Genomic DNA, 19,372 nt, shown 5'->3' on the forward strand with positions numbered 1-19,372 from the left:
CGCGAAACAGAGGAGGTGGCCCGCTGGCCACGCCGGAATCACAGAACAGTTCGCTCTTCGGCGGCGACCGGAAGAACTGGATTCCGCTGGAATCGGTGGGTAGAGAGTCTCCGTATCCGAACTATTCAGTCCTCTATCTCCAAACAAGTCAAATAGGTTTCCAATCTAATAGTACATGTCTACTGTAAAGCATTACTAGCTGACTATTACTTGTAATCTACTTACCAGATCTTTTCCACAAAGCATTTACCACACTTCGGGTAATGTACCGATACCCCTACCCATGACGCCAGAAGTGAGTACGCCGGTTCGGTCTATGCGTGGTCGCGGTGACCGCGTTCCGACCACGCGGAAAACTGCTGGGGTCGCCCGATAGCAAACACAAACTATGACAGATACAAACGAAAAAATCCGCAGCCTGTTCCTCACGGCGCTGATGGTCTTCTCGGTATTCGCCGGGACCATCGCGTTCTCCGGTGGCGCAGCCGCCGCCGCGAACGTGGGCATTACACAGGCCGTAGAGTATAGCGCGAATGATGGTGGGACAACCTCCCAAGTGGAGATTGCCCTTGATAATCAGCTGACCGATGCCAGCATTGATGAAAGCACCACTGGTGCTGACTACACTCTCTACCTCGATGGGGAAGCAGACCCTGGCATCGACGCTGGGATCCAAACAGAGTCCGGTACAGCTCAGGACGGCACAAACGGTCGTGTTGTGATTGGCCTGTCGGACGATATCAGCCCGAGCCAGAATCTAACAGTCAAACTCGAGGGTGTCGAAGCGACCTCTTCGAGTTCTGGGACGGAAGACCTCGTCGCTGAGGACATCGACGTAACCACCCAGACGTTCACCACGTCTGGTTCCTACAGTGGTGACGAGAACGTCTTCCGCGGTGAAGTCATCGCCGTCGAAGACATTGACGCGGATGACAATGTCAACTCCCCGGACATCGAGGTTGAAGAAGACGATGCCGGTATCGTCTCATCCGACACGTACACGGACAACAGCGAAGTGTACGTCGTTGAGACATCCGACCTCGACACTGGGCAGTCGTACAACGTTACCGTTGACGACCAGAAGGAAGAGTCCTTCACCGTCAGCGACCTCGACATGCAGGTGAACATCGACGACGATGTCGGCGACGGCGCCAACATCGACGACACGGACACCCTCGCAGTCAACGTGTCCATCAACCGCGGTGGCGAAACAGCCAACGCGACGCTGTTCAACAGTGACGATGAGAAGGTCGCTACGAGCAGTCTCAATAGCGGCGTTAACAACCCGCAGTTCGATACACTGGCGAGCAACAAAAACGTCGTGTTCGACTTCGGTAACGTGAGTGCCGACGATAGTCCGTACTACGTTAAAGTAACGGACCAGCCGACTGGCATCACGGCCGAATCCGACCAGATCAACGTCTCCGAGTCTGACGACGGTGAGGCAAGCTTTGAAACCTCGACCGTGCAGGACGAAGTTGGTGACGTCACCAACATCACGGTCCAGGTCGACAACACCGAAGATGCAATTATCAGCGTCGGTAGCACGAACGACGACAACTACGCCATCATCGGCCAAGTTACGGACGACGACGGTGACGGCGAAGTCACTGTTCAGTTCAACAGCTACACCGCTGGAACGTCCAGCGCTAACAGCGATGTCAGTAGTAACAGTAACACCGTCCTCAGCGTGCCCGGTGACGACGATATCGATGTCCTCCGGGAAGAGGGCAGCTTCGACCGAGCTGACGGAAGCGGTAAGGCACTCCTGACTCAAGATACACTTGAGCCTGGTTCCTACTCGATCAACGTGACGGCTGGAACCGACATCAACAATATTGACAGTCCTGACTCTGTTGGAACGCTCCGACTCAATGAGAACTCTGTCGAGAGCATCCAGACGTGGGCCGCACCGAGCGACGCCGACATCACCAATGACGATGTCGACGTCTACGACCGCATCGGTGTGAACCTCACGCAGTCCGACGACGTCGCAGCAGAGGACGTTGTCGTCCACCAGATCCAGGCATCCGGTGTCGAAGGTGCTGTTGAGTACGAGGAAGACAACGGCGCCAGTGATACGACGAACGCGTTCCTGAATGCTGTTGACGCCGATGGAGACACCTCTGACGGTGTCGGTACCGCTGGTCTGACGCTCTATGTCAACCGGACTGACGTCGGTGCAAACGCTGACGCCGACACGCTACAGCTCAACAGCACCAACGTAGATGTTGTCGAAGACCCGGACAACAACACCTACTTCGTCGCTGTCGATACGACCGGCGTCACATTCACCGACTCTGGTAAAGACCTCGTCGATGAGGAAGATACGAGCATTAACGCTACCTTCGCTATCAAGGACTCCAGCCCGGTGTCCGACGATAGTGCGAGTGCCAGCGCACTCTACACCACTGCCGAGCGCGACGCAACGCTGAACCTTGACGACAGCGGTGTTGTCACGGTCTCAGCCGCGACCGGACAGGAAGTGAGCGGTACGACGAACGTCGCACCTGGCTCCGAGCTCGAAGTCGAGATGGAGTCCGAAAACGATGCGAACCCGTTCGTCCTCCGCCCGGAAACTGATGTCGCCGCTGACGGTACCTACACCGCCACGGCTGACTTCAGCGACTACTCCGCTGGAACGAACTTCACCGTCCAGACGCTGGACGTTGACGGTAGCTCCGACTTCAGCGACGAAGAAGACGGACGAATCGTTCAGGCCGACACGGCCACTGTGAGCATCAGTGACCAGGAATCCGACGGTAGCGAAGTCGTCGTCGACAGCGCGCAGCTGTCCGAGGGTGGCTTCATCGCTGTCCACGCCGGTAACGCATCCGGCGACGTCGTCGGCAACTCCGACTACCTCGAGGCAGGCAGCCACGAGGACGTCACGATCACGCTCGACGAGCCGATGGACGAGGACTTCACCGCGGTCGCGATGCCGCACCTCGACACCAACGGTAACGAAGCGTACGACTTCCCGGACGCTGATGGTCCGTACACCTCGAACGGCACGGCTGTCACGGACAGCGCGAACGTGACCATCGTCGAGGAAACGCAGACCGAAGCTCCGGACACGGAAACCGAGACCGAAGCTCCGGACACGGAAACCGAAGCTCCGGACACGGAAACCGAAGCAATGGACACCGAGACTGAAGAAGCTGAGACCACCGCCGCAGAAGGTCCCGGCTTCACGGCAGCCATCGCGCTCATCGCGCTGGTCGCCGCTGCGCTCCTCGCTGTCCGACGCGACAACTAACCGGACTACTTCCGGTCCCTGAACACCGTTCTTTCTTTCGCGCGCTACGTTGGTAGCGGCGGCGCTGCCGGTAGGTCGGTCTGACGACGCCGCCGCACAGTAGCGCAACGACAAAACATATACGCCGGTTTGGCTAACGTACGAGCAATGAGAGAGACAGTCCTGCAAGCGGGCGTCGACATCGCTGGACTGTCGTTCGACCCGGTCACGGTCTCGGAGCCACTGATGTGGCTCGTTCTCGCGGCGTTTCTGGGGAGCGTGGCTGTTGCCCAGTACGACGAGCGGCTGGCCCGTCCCGTCGGGACGGTCGGCTGGGTTCTGTTCGCAGCGTACTGGCTCGTTCTGGCCCCGCATTTCGTTCTAATACAGAAGAGCGTCGTCGAGGGCCTGGGAAGCGTCGTCGCCGTCCCCCTGTCGCTGTACACCGGCTATCTGCTCTGGAACGGCCGGGAGTCCCTGTTGGTGTTGACCCGGGCCATCGGCCTCATGGGCGTCATCTACGTGCCGTTCCTCACCATCGGGCCGCTCCGCCAGACCATCATTGAGATTGTCACCGAGCAGGTCGCCTTCCTCATGACCGTACTGGGCTACGACCCGGTGGTGGTCGACGGGCTCTCGCACAACGGTATCGAGATCGCCTCGAAGCAGTATCCCTACGAGAACACGTTCTGGTTCGACAGCAACGAGCGGCCGATAACGTACACCATCATTCTGGCCTGTACGGGTATCGGAAGCATCTCCATCTTCGCTGGCGGGATACTCGCCGTCGACGCACCGTGGCGGCGGAAGCTCCGCGTGCTGGTCGCGGCCGTCAGCATCATCTACGTGCTGAATCTGATCCGGAACCTCGGAATTGCTCTGGCCTTTGGGCTGCAGAAGGCGCAGTTCTTCCCGGAAACGGTCATGACGGTGTTCGGTCTCAGCGACGCACAGCTCGTGTCCTACTACATCGTCGACCGAATGCTGGCGCAGTTCGGCTCCGTCATCGTTCTCGTCGGGCTTACGTGGGTGCTGATGCGGGAGCTACCGGAACTCACCGTGATCGTCGAGGACCTCCTCTTTCTGGTGACGGGCACGGAGTACGACCTCGGAACGGCGTTCGAAAAGAACCAGTCGGAGTCGAGTCCCGCGACGCCCGGTGACGACTGAACTGAGCTGCGGGAGGAACGGGCGCTATTCTAACGCTGCTCCAGCAATCGCCTCCAGCGCATCCGCTTCGAGCGGGTGGAGCGAACCGGGAATGACGAGCAGATGTAGCGGTTCGCCGAACGTCTGCGTGGCGAGGTCGTCGAGCGTATCAGCCGCTATCAGCGGGTCCGGACTGCCGGCTCTGGCCACGACAACGCCGAGTGTGTCCGGGAGCGGCTCGGACAGCATGGCGGCGGCCTGGCTGGCAGTCATGTACGTGTCATCGCTCTCATCCCAGTGAGGGTCGTCGACTTTGATGTCGAGGTAGACCAGCGTGTGCAGGTCCCGGTCCCGGTTGTCCTCGATGGTGGCGACGACGCTGTCCGGAACGCCGTCACCGCCGTGGGCGTCCTCGAACGGGAGCGTCGTCGCCTTCCCGAAGCGGTAGTTCTGTAGGCCGGTCAGCGAGCCAGCGGCCGTCTGGGCGGTCGTTCCGTGGATGATCCGGGTTTCGATACCGCGGTCCGCGGCCCGAAGCCGGAGGTCAGTGTGTGTCGTCGAGACCATCGTATCCCCGGCGGTGCAGAAAACGACGTTTTCGCTCTCGGCGGCTGCGAGAATCGGCTCGGGGTCCTGCTCGATGCCGGCCCGGTCCCTGAGTTCGATAGTCGTCTCCAGCGCGTCCTCCAGGCTCTCGAGATCAGTACCGACCAGCCGACTCGTGTAGAACTCCGCGAACACCCGGTCGGCGTCCCGGATGGCGTCGCGGCCGGCGACCGTGACCGAGCGCTCGTCGTAGAGGCCCAGTCCGACGAATGTGAGCATATCCGGAGTGGGTCGCCATCGGGGATAAAGGGCGCGAAGCGTCAGGCTTACCGCCTGCGGTCGGAGAGTGAGAGTATGGGCGTTCCCTGCGTTCGCGTTTCCCGCGAGGCCGGCGAAGAGACGCGCCAGCGCCTCGCCGAGGCAAACCTCGTCGACGACGGCTACGACATCACGGTCGTCGACGGACAACTGTACGTCCCCGTCACTGACCCCACAGCGGTGCCGTCGGACCTCACCGTCGTGGAGGCGGACCCGCCGGTCCGCGAAGGCCAGACGATGCCGGCGGACGGACTCGACTTCGACCCGAGCTACGAGCGCATCGGCGACGTCGCGATTGTCGACGAGGACGACGACGAGCGAGCCCGGTTGATCGCCGATGCGATCATGGACTCGGACCTGCCCGTACGAGCGGTGTTGAACCGCGCGTCGAAGATCAAGGGCGAACAGCGGGTCCGAGACTGGGACGTACTCGCTGGCGACGGGACAGAAGTCACCCACCGGGAGTACGGCTGTACGTTCGACCTCGACCTCGCCGAGGTGTACTTCTCGCCGCGGCTGGCGACAGAGCGCCATCGGGTCGTCGAACAAGTCAGCGAGGGCGAGCGAGCTTTCGACATGTTTGCCGGCGTCGGCCCGTTCGTGGTTCCGTTCGCCAAGCGCGGGGCGACCTGCGTCGGAACGGACATCAACGAGACGGCAATCGAATACCTCCGGGCGAACGCACGGCGTAACGGCGTCGCCGACCGCGTGACGGGCATCTGCGGCGACGTACGTGAGGTTGCTGGAGAGTACGAGGGCTGGGCCGATCGCGTCGTGATGAACCTGCCCCACAGCGCCGATGAGTTTCTGGAGACCGCCGTCCGCCTGGCGGCCGACGAGTGCGTTCTTCATTACTACGACATCCAGCACGAGGACGACCTGTTTGGCCCCGGCGAGCGAGCGATTCGGGCGGCTGCGGAGCCGACCTACGACGTGACGGTCGAAACGCGCCACACCGTCCGGTCGTATGCCCCGAAGGAACACAACGTCGTTCTCGACGTTCGACTGACACGCTGAAACGAACAGTTATGTTCATTCGTCTGATGGTGGGGAATAGTAGCAGATGGAGGTGAGCGAGGATGACGACATCGACATCCACAACATCTCGCCGACAGCGTGGCGACTCCTCCGCGTCGCGGCGGGGTTCGGCCAGCGGGAGGTCGAGGTGGAAATCGACGACATCATGCAGGCACACATATCGATGCTGGAGAACAACAACCGGAGTCTCTCGGAGCAACGACTCGAAGTGTTGTTCGAACTGTACCGGTCGGAGCTGACCAACGAGCAGGTGCGCGTGCTGGTTTCGAACTTCTAACCATGACCGAACGGACATTCAATGGACGCCGAGACGGGGCGACCGACCAGCGGGGTCGGCCATGAGCTGGTCGGGCCGAACACGACCGCGGCGAACGGCAGCGGCGATCGTCGTCGCGCTCGCCTCGACGGTCGCGATAGCCGCAGCCCCGACGCCACCCGGACTCGACACCGCCGCCCAGTACGCGCTCGCGACGATGGCCTTTGCGGCGATACTCTGGGTGGCAGACGCGCTGCCGCTCCCAGTGACGGCGCTGTTGATACCGGTGTTGCTGACGGTGTTCGGGATCTACACTGAGATGGAGGCCGCGCTCTCGGGCTTTGCCGACCCGCTCATCTACCTCTTTGTGGCGGGGTTCATGCTCGCGAAGGCGCTCCAGACCCACAACATCGACCGCCGGATCGCCCTGCACCTCATTAGCTGGATGGGGCGCTCACCCCGACTGCTCATTCTGGCGATCATGGTCGCAACGGCGTTTCTCTCGATGTGGGTGTCGAACACGGCGACGACGGCGATGATGACGCCCGTCGCACTGGGTGTGCTTGCCGAGGTCGTCGGCCGAGATGTCCCTGACGGCGAGGCATCGAACATGCGAATCGCGACCTTGCTCGGAACGGCCTACGCGGCGAGCGTCGGTGGGGTTGGAACCCTCATCGGGACACCGCCTAACGTCGTCGCCGTGGCGTTTCTCGACAGGCTCATCGGCGTCGAGATATCGTTCGTGCAGTGGCTGGTCATCGGGCTTCCGATCGTCGTGTTGACCCTGCCGCTGACGTGGTACGTCCTGACGTTCTGGCTGTATCCCCCGGAGGTCGAGGACGTGAGCGGGGCAAAAGCGCAGGCGAACGCGTACCTCGAAGAGGAGGGGCCGCTCTCTCCGAGCGGTCGGCGCGCGGCGTACATCTTCGCGGCCACGGCGGGCCTGTGGATTCTCGGCGGACTCGGGTTCCTGTTCGAGGGACTTCTCCCCGGGCCGGTGTTCGTGACGCTGTTCGGCGGCGCGGGCGAAACCGTGTTCGGCCTGACGGGCCATCGCGGCGTCCTGTACCTCGTGGTGGTCGGACTGCTCGCTATCCCGGCACTCGTCCTCTCCGGCGCCGACGATTGGGAGAACCTAGTCGACATCGACTGGGGGACCATCATCCTGTTCGGCGGTGGCATCTCGCTGGCGGACGCGCTCGCCGAAACTGAGGCGACGACGTGGCTCGCACGCACTGTCTTCGACACGCTGGTCGGCGCGCCGCTGGTCCTCGTCGTGCTCGCCGTCATCGTCTTCACCGTGCTGGTGACGGAGCTGTCCTCGAACACGGCGACGACGACGATACTCGCCCCGGTCCTCATCGGCCTCGGAAGCGTGCTCGCCGGAACACTCGGCGTCGAACCGGTACAGGCAGCCGTCACGCTGACCGTTACCGGGGCTATCGCGGCGAGTTTCGCGTTCGCGCTCCCCGTCGCCACCCCGCCGAACGCTATCGTCTTCGGCAGCGGCCACCTGGAGCAACGGGACATGATTCGGGCCGGTGTCGTGCTGAACGTCCTGATGACGCTCGTATTGACGGGACTCGTCCTCGTTTCCTTTGCAGTCCTGTGGCCGCGCGTCCTCTGGTAGGCCTCTTTTTTGATGTGGCTCGTTCGCAAGAGAGTACTTATAACCATTCGCACGATCTCGGCAGCACATCCTTAACATTTAATAGGGTATGTGACAACGGACCGTACAGGCCGTGTATCATTGATACACGGGCGCAAAACGACCTATGACTGGAAAACAAGACCGACGCGCGTTTCTGAAGGCGGCAGGTAGCACAGGTGTCCTCGGACTGACTGGCCTCGCTGGCTGTTCGGGTGATGGTGGCGACGGCAGTAGTGACGGGGGCGACGGAAGTGGTGGCAGTGACGGCGGCAGCGACGGCGGCTCCACCGGCGAAAGCGGCAGTGGAACGAACGTCATCACCCTTGGCGGTTCGATGAGTCTCACCGGGGACAACGCCGACCTCGGGCAGCTGTACAAGGACGCCTACGAACTGACCATCCAGCGCATCAACGAGTCCGGCGGCGTCGAGGCCGGCGACGGCAACACCTACGAACTGGAGATGGTTCTCCGGGACGACGGGACCGATGCCTCCCAGTCGAAATCCATCTATCAGGAACTCATCGACCGCGAGGGCATCGACTACCTGCTCGGACCGTACTCCAGTACGGTGACCCTGCCCGCGAGCGCCGTGGCCGCACAGAACCAGAAACCGATGGTCGAAGGTGGCGGCGCGAGCCCGGAGATTTTCGCACAGGGCAACGAGTGGATCTTCGGCCTCCTGCCGACGGCGAACAAGTACGCCAAGAGCTACATCGATATGTGCCTCGCGCAGGACTCGGCACCGGAGTCTATCGCGATTCTTGCCGAAGACGGCACGTTCAGCCAGTCGACCGCGGAGGGCGCACGTAACAAAATCAGCAACACAGATCTGGAACTGGTCGTCGACCAGACGTTCCCGTCGGACACGTCTGACCTCTCGACGAATCTCGGTAGGGTTCGGGACAGCGGCGCTGACATTCTACTACTGTGTGCCCACCAGAAGCACAACATCATCCTGGCCAACCAGATGGAGAGCCAGAACGTCAACGTCGACGCGGCGATGGGAACCGTCGGCAGCCTCAACGACTCCTTCAAGGACGAGGCCGGTGCGAACGGTGACTACATGTATGGGCCGTCCTCGTGGGCAGTCAACGCGAACTTCGACGATCCGGTGTACGGCAAGACCGGTGACTTCGTTTCGGCTATCGAGGAGAACTACGACTACACGCCGGACTACCACAGCGCGGCCGGCGAGGCGGTCATCCTCACCTATATGAACGCCTTCCAGAACGTCGACGAACTCGGCCCGACTGCGGTTCGGGACCAGATACGGCAGGCCGAGTTCTCGACGGTGTACGGCACTGTCGCCTTCGACGATAGCGGCGTCATCGACAAGAACATGCTAGTCTACCAGTGGCAGCCCGACCCTGGCCTCCAGATAACGTACCCGGAGAACGTGGCACAGTCGGAACCGATCTACCCGATGCCTGACTGGAGCGAGCGCTGAGAGCGATGGCTGCCACCCAATTCGTCGTCAACGGCCTGCTGGTCGGTGCGCTGTTCGCAGGCGTGGCGGTCGGATTCGCGCTCATCTGGGGCGTCGTCGATATCATCAACCTCGCCCACGGCGAGATGGTGATGCTCGGTGGATACACCTCCTACTGGGTGCTGACGCTGGTCACCGGGAACGCGGAGGGGTCACCACTCCTGTTTCTGGCGACCATCCCGGTCGCCATCGCTGTGCTGTTCGGCATCGGGTACGCGCTCCAGCGGACGCTGGTTTCACGGGTCATCGGAACCGACATCTTCCTCACCCTGCTGGTGACCTTCGGCGCGAGCATCGCCATCCAGCAACTGGCGATACAGGCGTGGTCGGCGAACCCGCGGTCGATTCAGGTCAGCTTCGCGGACCCGTCGATGAACCTCGCTGGCATCGTCGTCCCGAAGATGAAACTCGTCGCCTTCGCCGGCGCGCTCGTCCTCACCGCGCTCATGTACGTGTTCCTCCAGAAAACACGGACCGGACGAGCGATACGGGCTGTCTCGCAGAACCCCGAAGCCGCGGCGCTGGTCGGCATCGACGTCGAACACACACGCGCGGTGACCTTCGGCGTCTCCTCGGCCATCGCCGGTGGTATCGGCGCGTTCATCGCCGTCATCCTGAACATCCAGCCACAGATGGGGCTCATCTACACGCTCAAGAGCTTCATCATCGTGGTCTTTGGCGGCGTCGGGAGCATCCCCGGCGCGCTCATCGGCGGCCTGTTGCTCGGGTCGGTCGAGGAACTGGTCGCCGGCTTCGCCTCCTCGCAGTGGACGCTCGCGGTGAGCTTCTCGCTGCTCATCGTCCTGCTCATCCTCAAACCGAAGGGCCTGTTCGGCCAGGGGGCTGAGCAATGAGCACGACCGACGAGGAGTCCGGTGGCGTCCTCCGGTCGATTCTCCCACCGGAACAGGTCGACCGGTTCCTCGGGACCTGTGACGACTACGGCTGGCCGCTGCTCGGTCTCGGGGCGCTGATTGCAGCTTCGTTCCCCGTTCTCGGACTGGAGGGCGGCTACTACATGACCGTCCTCACTGAGATGTTCCTGTTCGCCATCCTGGCGCTGTCCTGGGACATCGTCGGCGGACAGACCGGCTATCCCAGTTTCGGGAACATGGCCTTCTTCGGTATCGGCGCGTACGCGACGGCCATCCTGACGAAGGATTTCGCCCTCGCGTTCCCGGTCGCGTTCCTGCTGGCCGGCTTGCTCGCCGTCACCTTCGCAGGCGTCATCGGCATCGTCGTGCTCCGACTCCGCGGCCACTACTTCGCCATCGCGACGCTGGGCGTCCTGCTGGTCGCCCAGCAGGTCTCCCGCATCCTCGACATCACCGGTGGCGCCAGCGGGAAGATACTGCTTGAGACGCCGTCCGCCGAGACCTTCTACTACCTGTTCCTCGGCGTTCTCGTCGTCGAGATGGGGCTCGTCTACTACCTCTCCGGGACGCGATTCGGCTTCGTTCTGAACGCCATCCGCGACGACGAGGAGAAGGCCACGGCGATGGGGTTCAACACCACCTACTACAAGACGGCCGCGTGGATGCTGGCCGGCCTGTTCACGGGCTTTGCCGGTGCGGCGTACAGTCTGTTCAACACGTTCATCGACCCCCAGACGGCCTACAACGGCGCGTGGAACGTGGAACTCATCGCGATGGCGCTGCTTGGCGGATCCGGCACCGTCGCCGGCCCGGTCATCGGCGCGTTCGGGCTCCACACCATCATCGAACTCGTTGAGACCTTCGCAGTCGGGTGGCAACTCGTCCTGCTTGGTGGAGCCGTCATCATCACGGTCATCGGCTTCCCCAAGGGCGTCGTCGGAACGCTCAGCGAATACGCCAGCCAGATGGACTACTACAAACACGGCGGCATGGCCGCCACGGACACTGACGACGGATCGGAGGTGAGTGCCGATGAGTAAGGCAACGAGCGGCCCGGCGACCGACACGGACAGCGACCGTGCGGTGCTGCGGACCGACGGTGTCACGAAGCGCTTCGGCGGCCTGACCGCCGTCGACGACGTGGACATCGAGATCCACAGTGGCGAAATCGTCGGCCTCATCGGGCCAAACGGTGCGGGCAAGTCCACGCTGTTCAACTGCATCACCGGGACGCTGACGCCCGACGAGGGCCGAGTCTACCTCCAGGGCGAGGACGTGACGGACTGGCCTGAGCACAAAATCGCGCGGGCCGGCCTGGGGCGAATGTTCCAGGAGACTCGCATCTTCGGGGACATGACCGTCCGCGAGAACCTGCTGCTTGCGGCCCAGGAGGGGGGCGCCGACGTCTCCAGTCTCATGCGCCGCCCCGATAGTTCGCTGCTCGCTCGAACGGACGAACTACTGGACTACGTCGATCTCGGTGGACTCGCAGAGACCCGCGCCGGGCGGATGAGTTTCGGCCAACAGAAGCTGCTCGAGTTCGCGATGGAGCTGATGTCGGAACCCGAAATCCTGCTGATGGACGAGCCCGCCGGCGGTATCAACCCCTCGATGCTCGAGAACCTCATCGACTACATCCGTAACGCCAACGAGGAACAGGAGTCGACAATCTTCCTCATCGAACACAACATGGACTTCGTCATGGACATCGCCGACCGCATCTACGTCCTGGCCCACGGCGAGCGCATCGCCAACGGGACGCCCGAAGAGATACAGAACGACCAGCGCGTGCTCGACGCGTACCTCGGGAGGGAGTGAGTATGGCATCCACACCAGACGCCACGAGCGAACCGACCGGGGACACGGTGCTTCGGATGGAGAACGTCACGGCCGGCTACGGCAACACCACCGTGTTGCACGACGTGAGCATCGCCGTCGAGGACGAACAGGTCGCCTGTCTCATCGGCCCGAACGGCTCCGGGAAGTCCACCCTGATGAAGAGCATCTACGGGTTCGCGGACGTCCAGTCCGGGACGGTGTCGTTCCGCGGCCAGGAGATCACTGGCCGGTCGCCCCAGCAGAACCTCGCCAACGGGATGAGCTACGTGCTGCAGGACGCCAGCGTCTTCCCCGGGATGAGCGTCCACGAGAACATGCTGATGGGCGGCTACGTGTTCAACGACGACGACCGCGCCGCTGCCCGCGCGGAGGAACTGTACGAGGAGTTCCCGGTGCTCAACGACCTCCGGAGCCAGTCAGCCGGTACTCTCTCGGGCGGCCAGCGTCGCCTGCTGGAACTGGCCCGCGCGCTGATGGTCGAACCGGATGTGATGATGCTCGACGAGCCGTCTATCGGGCTCGAACCGCGGTTCATCGACGACGTGTTCGAGCGTATCGAGCAACTCAACGACCTCGGAACCACCATCCTGCTCGTCGAACAGAACGCCGAAAAGGGGCTCTCTATCGCCGACCGCGGCTTCGTGCTCGCGAGCGGTGAAATCAAGTTCACCGGCACGGGGACCGAACTGCTTAACGACGAGGAAGTCGGACGCCTGTATCTAGGAGGCTAACACATGTACACGATACTTGTTCCCGTCGACGCCGACGAAGACCGCGCCCGCGGCCAAGCTGCCTTCGTCGCGGAGCTACCGTCCGCCGACACCGAGATCAAGGCCGTCATCACCCACGCACTGACCAAGGAAGAGGCGGAAGCGCCCGAGGAGCTACGCAACGTTGAGCGGATTTCGACGGTTCGCCTCGTGCGTGATTACCTCGAAGACCACGAGGTCGATGTCGAACTGGCCGAGGGGACGCAACCGCCCGCGGACGGCATCATCGATCTGGCCGACGAGTTCGATGCCGACCAGATCGTTATGGGGTCCAGAAAGCGGTCGCCGACCGGCAAAGCAGTGTTCGGCAGCGTCTCCCAGCAAGTCCTGCTCGAGGCGGACGACCCGGTCACCGTCGTCGGCTCCCGAGCGGAGTGAGAACGTCCCTCTCGGTGGCCCCGATTCGCAATCCTTATTGCGGTTATGCGTCCAACAACTGATGTACGCGAGCGACGCGCCGGTGTAGCTCAGACTGGCAGAGCGAATCCTTCGTAAGGATTAGGCCGAGGGTTCAAATCCCTCCACCGGCTTTTTGCGAGGAACGAGCGTAACGAGCGAAAGCCAATGAGGGATTTGAATCAGGGAGGAGCGTTGCTCCGACCGTGGTTCATAATCCCTCCACCGGCTTCCCTTTTCGAATGCCGTTCTACGAGTTAGCCGCGTTCTCTACCGAAGACGACTTGTCGGCAGCCGTAGGTGCTGCGTCGCTGTCCCGGCGGTGCTCCGCGAGCCGGTATAAAAATCACCCTCATCAGTGATGCGATACGGCAACGTGCTGCCGGGCGGAACTTCTAGCCGTAAACGATGGTCACACAGCACGGATTACCGGCGGGGACTGCGGTGTGCCCGCGAGAGCGGCACGACGGACACACTTGCGGGCGGTCAGATGGAGTGTGGTTCTGATGGATTTCAGAAACGCCTGGCATCGCGCCACCGATGAAGACGTCTGTTGCATCGCCTGCGGTGAAACGGTCGCCCGGTCGGACGCCCGAGAATACGATAAGTACGGGGACCGCTGGAACCGCGACGGTAAGTCCTTCGAGTATCTGTGCAAGCCCTGCTACCGGGAGTACTGCCACTTCGACCGGACCGGGCTAGAAGATCGGCTTGAATCGGCCGGTGCCGGGACCGTGAGCCGGGACGCGTTCCTCGGACGCTATCACGACCTGGCCGATGAAACGGAACAGACCCGCGCCGACGGTCGCTGAGCCGGACGGTGGGTACCCCGTCAGGCGATGGAATACCGTCTCGGGAACGGTTCAGGGCGTGATGACCGCTCGGCCGTCGATCTCCCGGTCTTCCAGTTTCTGTGCGACGGTGTTCACGTCGTTGAGGCCGTACTGGGTCGTGTGGAGGTCGACCGCACCCCGCTCGACGAGCGCGACCAGTTCCTGGAGCTCGGTGTACTGGCCGACGATGTTGCCCTGATAGGCGAACTCGCCGTTGACGAGTGCCTGCGCGGGTTCGTGGATGTGACCCCCGTAGCCGATGATGTGATGGTCGCCGCCGGCGGCACAGATATCGGGCGCGAGCGCCGTCGTCTCGTCGGCCCCGACGAAATCGAGCACCTGCGCCGCGCCGACGCCGTCGCTGATGGCTTCGACCTCGCTGGCTACGTCTTCGCTTTCGGGGTCGATGGTGTAGTGTGCGCCGAGGTCGTCGGCGAGGTCGCGGGCGGACTGCTTGATGTCGACGGCGACGAGGTCGGCGGCACACATCGCGTCGAGACACTGGAGACCGATGTGGCCGAGCCCACCGATGCCGATAACGACCGCAGTGTCGCCCGGGTTGAGTCCGTCGACGGCCTTCTTCGCCGCGTGGTAGGCCGTGATACCGGCGTCAGCGTGCGGTGCGATGTCGGCTAGATCGACGCCCTCCGGCAGCGGGATGACCGACCGGTCGCTAGTCAGTAGCTGGTCGGCGAAGCCGCCGTCGGTCGTCAGGCCGTTGAACGCGTCGTTCTCGCAGTACATCGTCTCGCCCTGTCGGCACGGTCGGCAGGTGCCACAGGTCTGGACCGGATGACAGATGACCTGGTCGCCCTCGGAGACGATGTCGACGTCGTCACCCGTCTCGACGACTGTCCCGGCGTTCTCGTGACCCAGTGTCATCGGGAGGTCCTGCGGGACGTACTGCTCCCACATACCCTCGATGATGTGATTGTCAGTCTGGCACCAGCCGGCCCCTTCGACCTCGACGACGACATCGTCCCCCGACGCGACCTGTGGTGCGTCCACCTCGTCTATCGAGAGCCCGTTCGACATGTCATGCGTGTACTCGTGGAGTCTGGCTGCGCGCATCGTTCTGTGTCCGCGCGAAACAGCAATAAACACACATTATAAAATATCGAATATATTTCCGACGACGCGCTTTCCGCTATCGCACAAAGTGTCAGCCACCCGGCCGGGGTCTGTCGTCTCTGAGTCCGGGTGCAAGAAGTTATAGGTGCGGGGGCGATCCCAGTTGCTCAGTCTCGGCTGGCCAGCAGTGCGGCCCCGAGCAGTGCCACGACTGCGACGGGAATCCCCATGCCCGGGCCGAAGGCCGACGACGGCGCGGGGCTGGTCGCGCGGATCGGTTCGTCGACCGGTTCGTCGGCCGCGTACTCCCAGACTGCGGTTTCGTTCTGCACGATGTCAGCGTTCGAGGACGTGATGTCGGCGGGCATCGTCAACTGGTACTCGACCGCGACGCCGTCGCCGAAGGCCACGTCGGTGTCCTCGTTCGCAGTGACGAACGTCCGGTCCTCGTACGTGACGTTGCCCCCGCTGACGTTGGTCGACACGTCACTTTCGGGGCCGGGGTTCCAGTTCGTGAACGTCATCGAAAGGGTGACGTTCTCACCCTCTAGCTCCTGTTCGTACGTGTGGTTCTCCATCCGACTGGTGTTCACGTCGGCCAGGAGATACCCCTCGACCGATTCATAGCCCTCCTGCTGGGCCTGGCTCTGGAGGCCGTCATACACTGAGGGGGACATCTCGAGTGTCAGGTCGTACTCCGAAACTGTGCCGTCGGCGGCCACTGTCGAGTCGACCGTCGCTGTCACACAGCCGGACAGGACGACGAGGGCGGCGAGACCGACTGCGGGGAGGATCCGATCCATACCTCACCGAATCGTATCAGGTGGGATAAGCCTTGTTACCGGCACCGTGACGGCTCAATGTGTCAGGACCAGCAGCTGGTCGTCAGTCCGGACCAGACAGAAGGGCGAACCGGGGTTTCCGAAGGTGTTCGTCCGCTTCTCGCTGATGAAGAGCGTCTCGAACTCGTCGCCACAGGCCGGACAGGCGAACCCCTTCCGGTTCGACAGCGTCATCGTCCCGCGGTCGTCTTTCAGCAGCTTGAGCCCGTGGCGGTACTCGTGTACGTCGAAGCTCCCGCTGACGTCTAGCTGGTCCATGCGTGTGAAACGAGTGTCGGCCGTCTAAAACTCGTCGGCGGCTTACACCAGGTTCGCGCCCATGTAGAGCACGACGACGAGGAAGATCCAGACGATGTCGACGAAGTGCCAGTACATCGACGCCGTGGAGACGGAAGTGTGCCGTTCAGCCGAGTACTGACCGTAGTACGCGCGGACGAAGACGATGCCCAGGAGCACGGCGCCCATCGTGACGTGGAGTCCGTGGAGCCCTGTGAGGCCGTAGAATGCGGAGCCGTAGATGCCGCCACCGACGGTAAAGCCCTCGTGGACGATGAACTCGTAGTACTCGTACACCTGCCCGCCGATGAAGACGATACCAAGCAACAGCGTCGCGCCAAGGAGCTTCAGGAACCGACCCCGGTTTCCGTTCCGGAGCGCGAGGTGACTGAAGTGAAGCGTCACCGAACTGGCGACTAGGATCAGCGTGTTGATGATCACTAGCGAGCCGAACACCTCGGGCACTGCCGCCTGTGTCCAGACCTCGCCGCCGCGAACGATGAAGTAGTAGACGAAGCCAGCGCCGAAGGTGGCGATTTCGGTCCCCAGGAACAACAGCATCGCGAACTTCAGCGTCTTATCGGAGTGGTAGTCCGTGCCGCGCTCCCAGAAGTCCGAAACGAAGGCGTGGTACAGCCAACCGTAGAGGCCGACGAGGAAGATGCCGACGCTCCCGGCCATCGCGCCCGCCCCGACCGTCTGGCTGACAAGTGCGTTCTCGCCCATCGAGAGCACGAGCAGGGCCGCGCTGATGTAGATGCCCGAACCACCGATCGCCGTCACGAAGGGCCACCAGCTGGCCTCGCCGAACCCGTGGGGCCAGTCCTCCGTCGCCGGGAGGTGATGCTCCCCGTGCCCGTCGTCCGCGTGTTCATCGGAGACACTCATACTAGGGCCCTTGCGAACGGAATACTAAAAGCCCATCCAATTCCCTGCGGCGTGTTCCGCATCCAACCCGGTACCCGAGCGCGTGACGCGGCGGCGTCCCGGAAGCTACACGGGGGCGAAGGCCCAACTGCCGACGATGACATCTGGGAGGCGTCGCACGGCCGCGCTGGTGATGTGTGGGCTGGGATTGCTGGCCGCGACGGGGACGGCGAGCGCACACGGCGGCAGTCTCGCCGGCGGCGGTCGCGAATCGCTGACGATACCGACGTGGCTCTTCCTGAGTACCGGCGGTGCGGCCGTCGGCGCGTCGTTCCTGCTGGCCTCGTTCGTCACCGACCGGGCGTTCATCGAGCGCATCCACGACTGGGGGCGGCCGCTGTCGGGCGGCTTCGAGCGCGTCCTGGGGCTTGCCGGCCAACTCATCGGGCTCGCCGGACTCGCCGCGGTGTTCGTCGTCGGCTTCCTCGGCCCGACGAACGCCCGGACGAACCTCGCGATACTGCTCGTCTGGGTCGGCTGGTGGGCCGGGCTGGCGATGACGACGTATCTCGTGGGCAACGCCTGGGCGACGCTCAATCCGTTCAAGACGCTCGCCGGACTCCTCCCGACGCTCGACCGCCCCTACCCCGCCCGCGTCGGGTCGTGGCCCGCCGTCGGCGGCCTGCTCGTGCTGGTGTGGCTGGAGGTCGTCAGCCCGCTCGCCGACCAGCCGCGACTGCTCGCGTCGGTCGTCGCCGGGTACGCCGTGCTGACGCTTACGGGCGCGCTCGTGTTCGGACCTGACGACTGGTTCGCACACGCCGATCCGGTGGAGCGGGTGTTCCGCTACTACGGTCGCTTTGCGCCCATCGGTCGCGACGAGGACGGACTCCGACTTCGGCTTCCCGGCATGGACCTCTCGACGCCGCGGCTGGTCGACGGCCCCGACGAGGTAGCGTTCGTGGTCGCCCTGCTGTGGGTCACGACCTACGACGGGCTGGTCACGACGCCGGCCTGGCGGGACCTGACGACGCCACTCGTCGACGCCGGCGTCCCGCCGCACCTCCTGTATCCGGTCGCGCTCGGGATCGGCTTCGCCGGCTTCCTCGGCGTGTACCGGCTCGCGGTCCGGTTCTCCCGCGACATGTCGGACACGTATCTGTCTCCGGCGGTTCTCGCACAGCGGTTCGCGCCGCCGCTCGTCGCCATCGCCGTCGGCTACCACTTCGCGCACTACCTCGGGTACTTCCTCGTGCTCGCGCCCTCGCTGGCCGTCGCGCTTGCGTCGCCGTTCGCGGATCCGGCGACGGTGCCGACCGTCGAACTGCCGGAGTGGTTCGGCGCAGTCGCGCTCACGTCGGTTATCGCCGGCCACCTGGTCGCAATCTGGGTGGCCCACGCCGCCGCATACGACCTGTTCCCCGCGCGGCTGCAGGCGATTCGGTCGCAGTACCCCTTCATCGCGGTTATGGTGTTCTACACCATGACGAGTCTCTGGGTCGTCTCCCAACCGGAGGTGGCACTCCCCCATCTATGACTGACACAGCAACCCAGACGGCGGCTGATACGGCAGCGACAAGCACCGATGACGGAGCAGCCTACGACGTCCCGGCCGACGCCACGGCCTACACCTGTGCGTACTGCGGCCGGCCGTTCGCCCGCGAGTCATGGCTCGCGCTCCACCGCGGTCTGGCCCATCCCAACGAACTCGACGACGCGGAGATCGAGGCCTTCCGGGCGGCTCACGACGACGAGGAGGAGTCGCTTTCGACGTTCCGACTCCAGGCGCTGGGCGCGCTTGTGCTCATCTACTTCGGTCTCCTGATGATCTACGCGCTCGTGTGAGCGCCACTCGGCCTGGTGACCGCACCGACAACGGGCGGGAAGCGAAGCGTTGATGGGTCGGAGGCGACCAAACAGT

The 19,372-nt window shown here is 63.2% G+C and carries 19 protein-coding genes and 1 tRNA gene; 15 read left to right on the top strand and 5 right to left on the bottom strand.

From position 1 onward, the window contains the following. The first annotated feature begins 388 nt into the window (after positions 1 to 388). Together ACOZ4H_RS07795 and artA are read left to right on the top strand one after the other, a co-directional pair. On the top strand, positions 389 to 3,259 hold the full coding sequence (locus tag ACOZ4H_RS07795; protein WP_424328738.1) for a DUF7282 domain-containing protein: 2,871 nt from the start codon (positions 389 to 391) through the stop codon (positions 3,257 to 3,259). 147 nt (positions 3,260 to 3,406) lie between these two features. Next, positions 3,407 to 4,408, top strand: a complete 1,002-nt coding sequence (gene artA, locus ACOZ4H_RS07800) for an archaeosortase A (protein ID WP_424328739.1) — start codon at positions 3,407 to 3,409, stop codon at positions 4,406 to 4,408. A gap of 24 nt (positions 4,409 to 4,432) precedes the next feature. On the opposite strand, the gene dph5 is transcribed toward artA, so the two are convergent. Further along, positions 4,433 to 5,212: a diphthine synthase gene (gene dph5 / locus ACOZ4H_RS07805; RefSeq protein ID WP_424328740.1), complete on the bottom strand. Its 780-nt coding sequence runs from the start codon at positions 5,210 to 5,212 to the stop codon at positions 4,433 to 4,435. A 75-nt stretch (positions 5,213 to 5,287) separates the two neighbouring features. Between dph5 and ACOZ4H_RS07810 the strand changes: the two genes are divergently transcribed. From ACOZ4H_RS07810 to ACOZ4H_RS07860, 11 genes are all read left to right on the top strand, one after another. Then, entirely contained in the window at positions 5,288 to 6,268 is a 981-nt protein-coding gene (locus tag ACOZ4H_RS07810; RefSeq protein WP_424328741.1) for a class I SAM-dependent methyltransferase, read from the top strand. A 46-nt stretch (positions 6,269 to 6,314) separates the two neighbouring features. Continuing rightward, positions 6,315 to 6,566, top strand: a complete 252-nt coding sequence (locus tag ACOZ4H_RS07815) for a hypothetical protein (protein WP_424328742.1) — start codon at positions 6,315 to 6,317, stop codon at positions 6,564 to 6,566. Positions 6,567 to 6,627: 61 nt separating this feature from the next. Next, a complete protein-coding gene (locus tag ACOZ4H_RS07820) occupies positions 6,628 to 8,175 on the top strand; it encodes an SLC13 family permease (RefSeq protein WP_424328743.1) in 1,548 nt (515 codons plus the stop codon). A 145-nt stretch (positions 8,176 to 8,320) separates the two neighbouring features. Next, positions 8,321 to 9,643 (top strand): amino acid ABC transporter substrate-binding protein, encoded by a 1,323-nt coding sequence (locus ACOZ4H_RS07825; protein WP_424328744.1) that lies wholly within the window; start codon positions 8,321 to 8,323, stop codon positions 9,641 to 9,643. Positions 9,644 to 9,648: 5 nt separating this feature from the next. Then, positions 9,649 to 10,536: a branched-chain amino acid ABC transporter permease gene (locus tag ACOZ4H_RS07830; RefSeq protein WP_424328745.1), complete on the top strand. Its 888-nt coding sequence runs from the start codon at positions 9,649 to 9,651 to the stop codon at positions 10,534 to 10,536. Then, positions 10,533 to 11,597: a branched-chain amino acid ABC transporter permease gene (locus tag ACOZ4H_RS07835; protein ID WP_424328746.1), complete on the top strand. Its 1,065-nt coding sequence runs from the start codon at positions 10,533 to 10,535 to the stop codon at positions 11,595 to 11,597. Before ACOZ4H_RS07830 ends, ACOZ4H_RS07835 begins: the two co-directional genes overlap by 4 nt. Further along, positions 11,590 to 12,375 (top strand): ABC transporter ATP-binding protein, encoded by a 786-nt coding sequence (locus ACOZ4H_RS07840; protein WP_424328747.1) that lies wholly within the window; start codon positions 11,590 to 11,592, stop codon positions 12,373 to 12,375. The genes ACOZ4H_RS07835 and ACOZ4H_RS07840 overlap by 8 nt, the downstream gene beginning before the upstream one ends. A 2-nt stretch (positions 12,376 to 12,377) precedes the next feature. Then, on the top strand, positions 12,378 to 13,127 hold the full coding sequence (locus ACOZ4H_RS07845) for an ABC transporter ATP-binding protein (protein ID WP_424328748.1): 750 nt from the start codon (positions 12,378 to 12,380) through the stop codon (positions 13,125 to 13,127). 3 nt (positions 13,128 to 13,130) lie between these two features. Then, the gene (locus ACOZ4H_RS07850) at positions 13,131 to 13,544 is read left to right on the top strand and encodes a universal stress protein (protein WP_424328749.1); all 414 of its coding nucleotides are present in this window, start codon (positions 13,131 to 13,133) and stop codon (positions 13,542 to 13,544) included. Positions 13,545 to 13,622: 78 nt separating this feature from the next. Next, positions 13,623 to 13,696, top strand: a tRNA-Thr gene (locus ACOZ4H_RS07855). A 372-nt stretch (positions 13,697 to 14,068) separates the two neighbouring features. Then, the gene (locus ACOZ4H_RS07860; RefSeq protein ID WP_424328750.1) at positions 14,069 to 14,374 is read left to right on the top strand and encodes a DUF7562 family protein; all 306 of its coding nucleotides are present in this window, start codon (positions 14,069 to 14,071) and stop codon (positions 14,372 to 14,374) included. Between the two features lie 51 nt (positions 14,375 to 14,425). On the opposite strand, the gene ACOZ4H_RS07865 is transcribed toward ACOZ4H_RS07860, so the two are convergent. From ACOZ4H_RS07865 to ACOZ4H_RS07880, 4 genes are all read right to left on the bottom strand, one after another. Then, positions 14,426 to 15,466, bottom strand: a complete 1,041-nt coding sequence (locus ACOZ4H_RS07865) for an NAD(P)-dependent alcohol dehydrogenase (RefSeq protein WP_424328751.1) — start codon at positions 15,464 to 15,466, stop codon at positions 14,426 to 14,428. Between the two features lie 167 nt (positions 15,467 to 15,633). Beyond that, on the bottom strand, positions 15,634 to 16,269 hold the full coding sequence (locus ACOZ4H_RS07870) for a PGF-CTERM sorting domain-containing protein (protein WP_424328752.1): 636 nt from the start codon (positions 16,267 to 16,269) through the stop codon (positions 15,634 to 15,636). A 54-nt stretch (positions 16,270 to 16,323) separates the two neighbouring features. Continuing rightward, positions 16,324 to 16,566, bottom strand: a complete 243-nt coding sequence (locus ACOZ4H_RS07875; protein WP_424328753.1) for a DUF7385 family protein — start codon at positions 16,564 to 16,566, stop codon at positions 16,324 to 16,326. Positions 16,567 to 16,608: 42 nt separating this feature from the next. Then, complete coding sequence (locus tag ACOZ4H_RS07880; protein ID WP_424328754.1) at positions 16,609 to 17,472, bottom strand: cytochrome c oxidase subunit 3; 864 nt, start codon at positions 17,470 to 17,472, stop codon at positions 16,609 to 16,611. Between the two features lie 169 nt (positions 17,473 to 17,641). Between ACOZ4H_RS07880 and ACOZ4H_RS07885 the strand changes: the two genes are divergently transcribed. Continuing rightward, positions 17,642 to 18,988: a hypothetical protein gene (locus tag ACOZ4H_RS07885; protein ID WP_424330352.1), complete on the top strand. Its 1,347-nt coding sequence runs from the start codon at positions 17,642 to 17,644 to the stop codon at positions 18,986 to 18,988. Then, positions 18,985 to 19,296, top strand: coding sequence for a DUF7410 domain-containing protein (locus tag ACOZ4H_RS07890; RefSeq protein ID WP_129755314.1), 312 nt, complete (start codon positions 18,985 to 18,987; stop codon positions 19,294 to 19,296). Before ACOZ4H_RS07885 ends, ACOZ4H_RS07890 begins: the two co-directional genes overlap by 4 nt. The last annotated feature ends 76 nt before the right edge of the window (positions 19,297 to 19,372 follow it).

Origin of the sequence: Haloarcula amylolytica, from assembly GCF_049705545.1 — an archaeon.
GTDB classification, from domain to species: domain Archaea; phylum Halobacteriota; class Halobacteria; order Halobacteriales; family Haloarculaceae; genus Haloarcula; species Haloarcula amylolytica_B.

Coding starts and splice junctions, on each gene's coding strand:
- ACOZ4H_RS07890 (WP_129755314.1), top strand. CDS start 18,985: ATGACTGACACAGCAACCCAGACGGCGGCTGATACGGCAGCGACAAGC.
- ACOZ4H_RS07820 (WP_424328743.1), top strand. CDS start 6,628: ATGAGCTGGTCGGGCCGAACACGACCGCGGCGAACGGCAGCGGCGATC.
- ACOZ4H_RS07860 (WP_424328750.1), top strand. CDS start 14,069: ATGGATTTCAGAAACGCCTGGCATCGCGCCACCGATGAAGACGTCTGT.
- dph5 (WP_424328740.1), bottom strand. CDS start 5,212: ATGCTCACATTCGTCGGACTGGGCCTCTACGACGAGCGCTCGGTCACG.
- ACOZ4H_RS07815 (WP_424328742.1), top strand. CDS start 6,315: ATGGAGGTGAGCGAGGATGACGACATCGACATCCACAACATCTCGCCG.
- artA (WP_424328739.1), top strand. CDS start 3,407: ATGAGAGAGACAGTCCTGCAAGCGGGCGTCGACATCGCTGGACTGTCG.
- ACOZ4H_RS07840 (WP_424328747.1), top strand. CDS start 11,590: ATGAGTAAGGCAACGAGCGGCCCGGCGACCGACACGGACAGCGACCGT.
- ACOZ4H_RS07835 (WP_424328746.1), top strand. CDS start 10,533: ATGAGCACGACCGACGAGGAGTCCGGTGGCGTCCTCCGGTCGATTCTC.
- ACOZ4H_RS07850 (WP_424328749.1), top strand. CDS start 13,131: ATGTACACGATACTTGTTCCCGTCGACGCCGACGAAGACCGCGCCCGC.
- ACOZ4H_RS07870 (WP_424328752.1), bottom strand. CDS start 16,269: ATGGATCGGATCCTCCCCGCAGTCGGTCTCGCCGCCCTCGTCGTCCTG.
- ACOZ4H_RS07880 (WP_424328754.1), bottom strand. CDS start 17,472: ATGAGTGTCTCCGATGAACACGCGGACGACGGGCACGGGGAGCATCAC.
- ACOZ4H_RS07810 (WP_424328741.1), top strand. CDS start 5,288: ATGGGCGTTCCCTGCGTTCGCGTTTCCCGCGAGGCCGGCGAAGAGACG.
- ACOZ4H_RS07845 (WP_424328748.1), top strand. CDS start 12,378: ATGGCATCCACACCAGACGCCACGAGCGAACCGACCGGGGACACGGTG.
- ACOZ4H_RS07795 (WP_424328738.1), top strand. CDS start 389: ATGACAGATACAAACGAAAAAATCCGCAGCCTGTTCCTCACGGCGCTG.
- ACOZ4H_RS07830 (WP_424328745.1), top strand. CDS start 9,649: ATGGCTGCCACCCAATTCGTCGTCAACGGCCTGCTGGTCGGTGCGCTG.
- ACOZ4H_RS07825 (WP_424328744.1), top strand. CDS start 8,321: ATGACTGGAAAACAAGACCGACGCGCGTTTCTGAAGGCGGCAGGTAGC.
- ACOZ4H_RS07865 (WP_424328751.1), bottom strand. CDS start 15,466: ATGCGCGCAGCCAGACTCCACGAGTACACGCATGACATGTCGAACGGG.
- ACOZ4H_RS07875 (WP_424328753.1), bottom strand. CDS start 16,566: ATGGACCAGCTAGACGTCAGCGGGAGCTTCGACGTACACGAGTACCGC.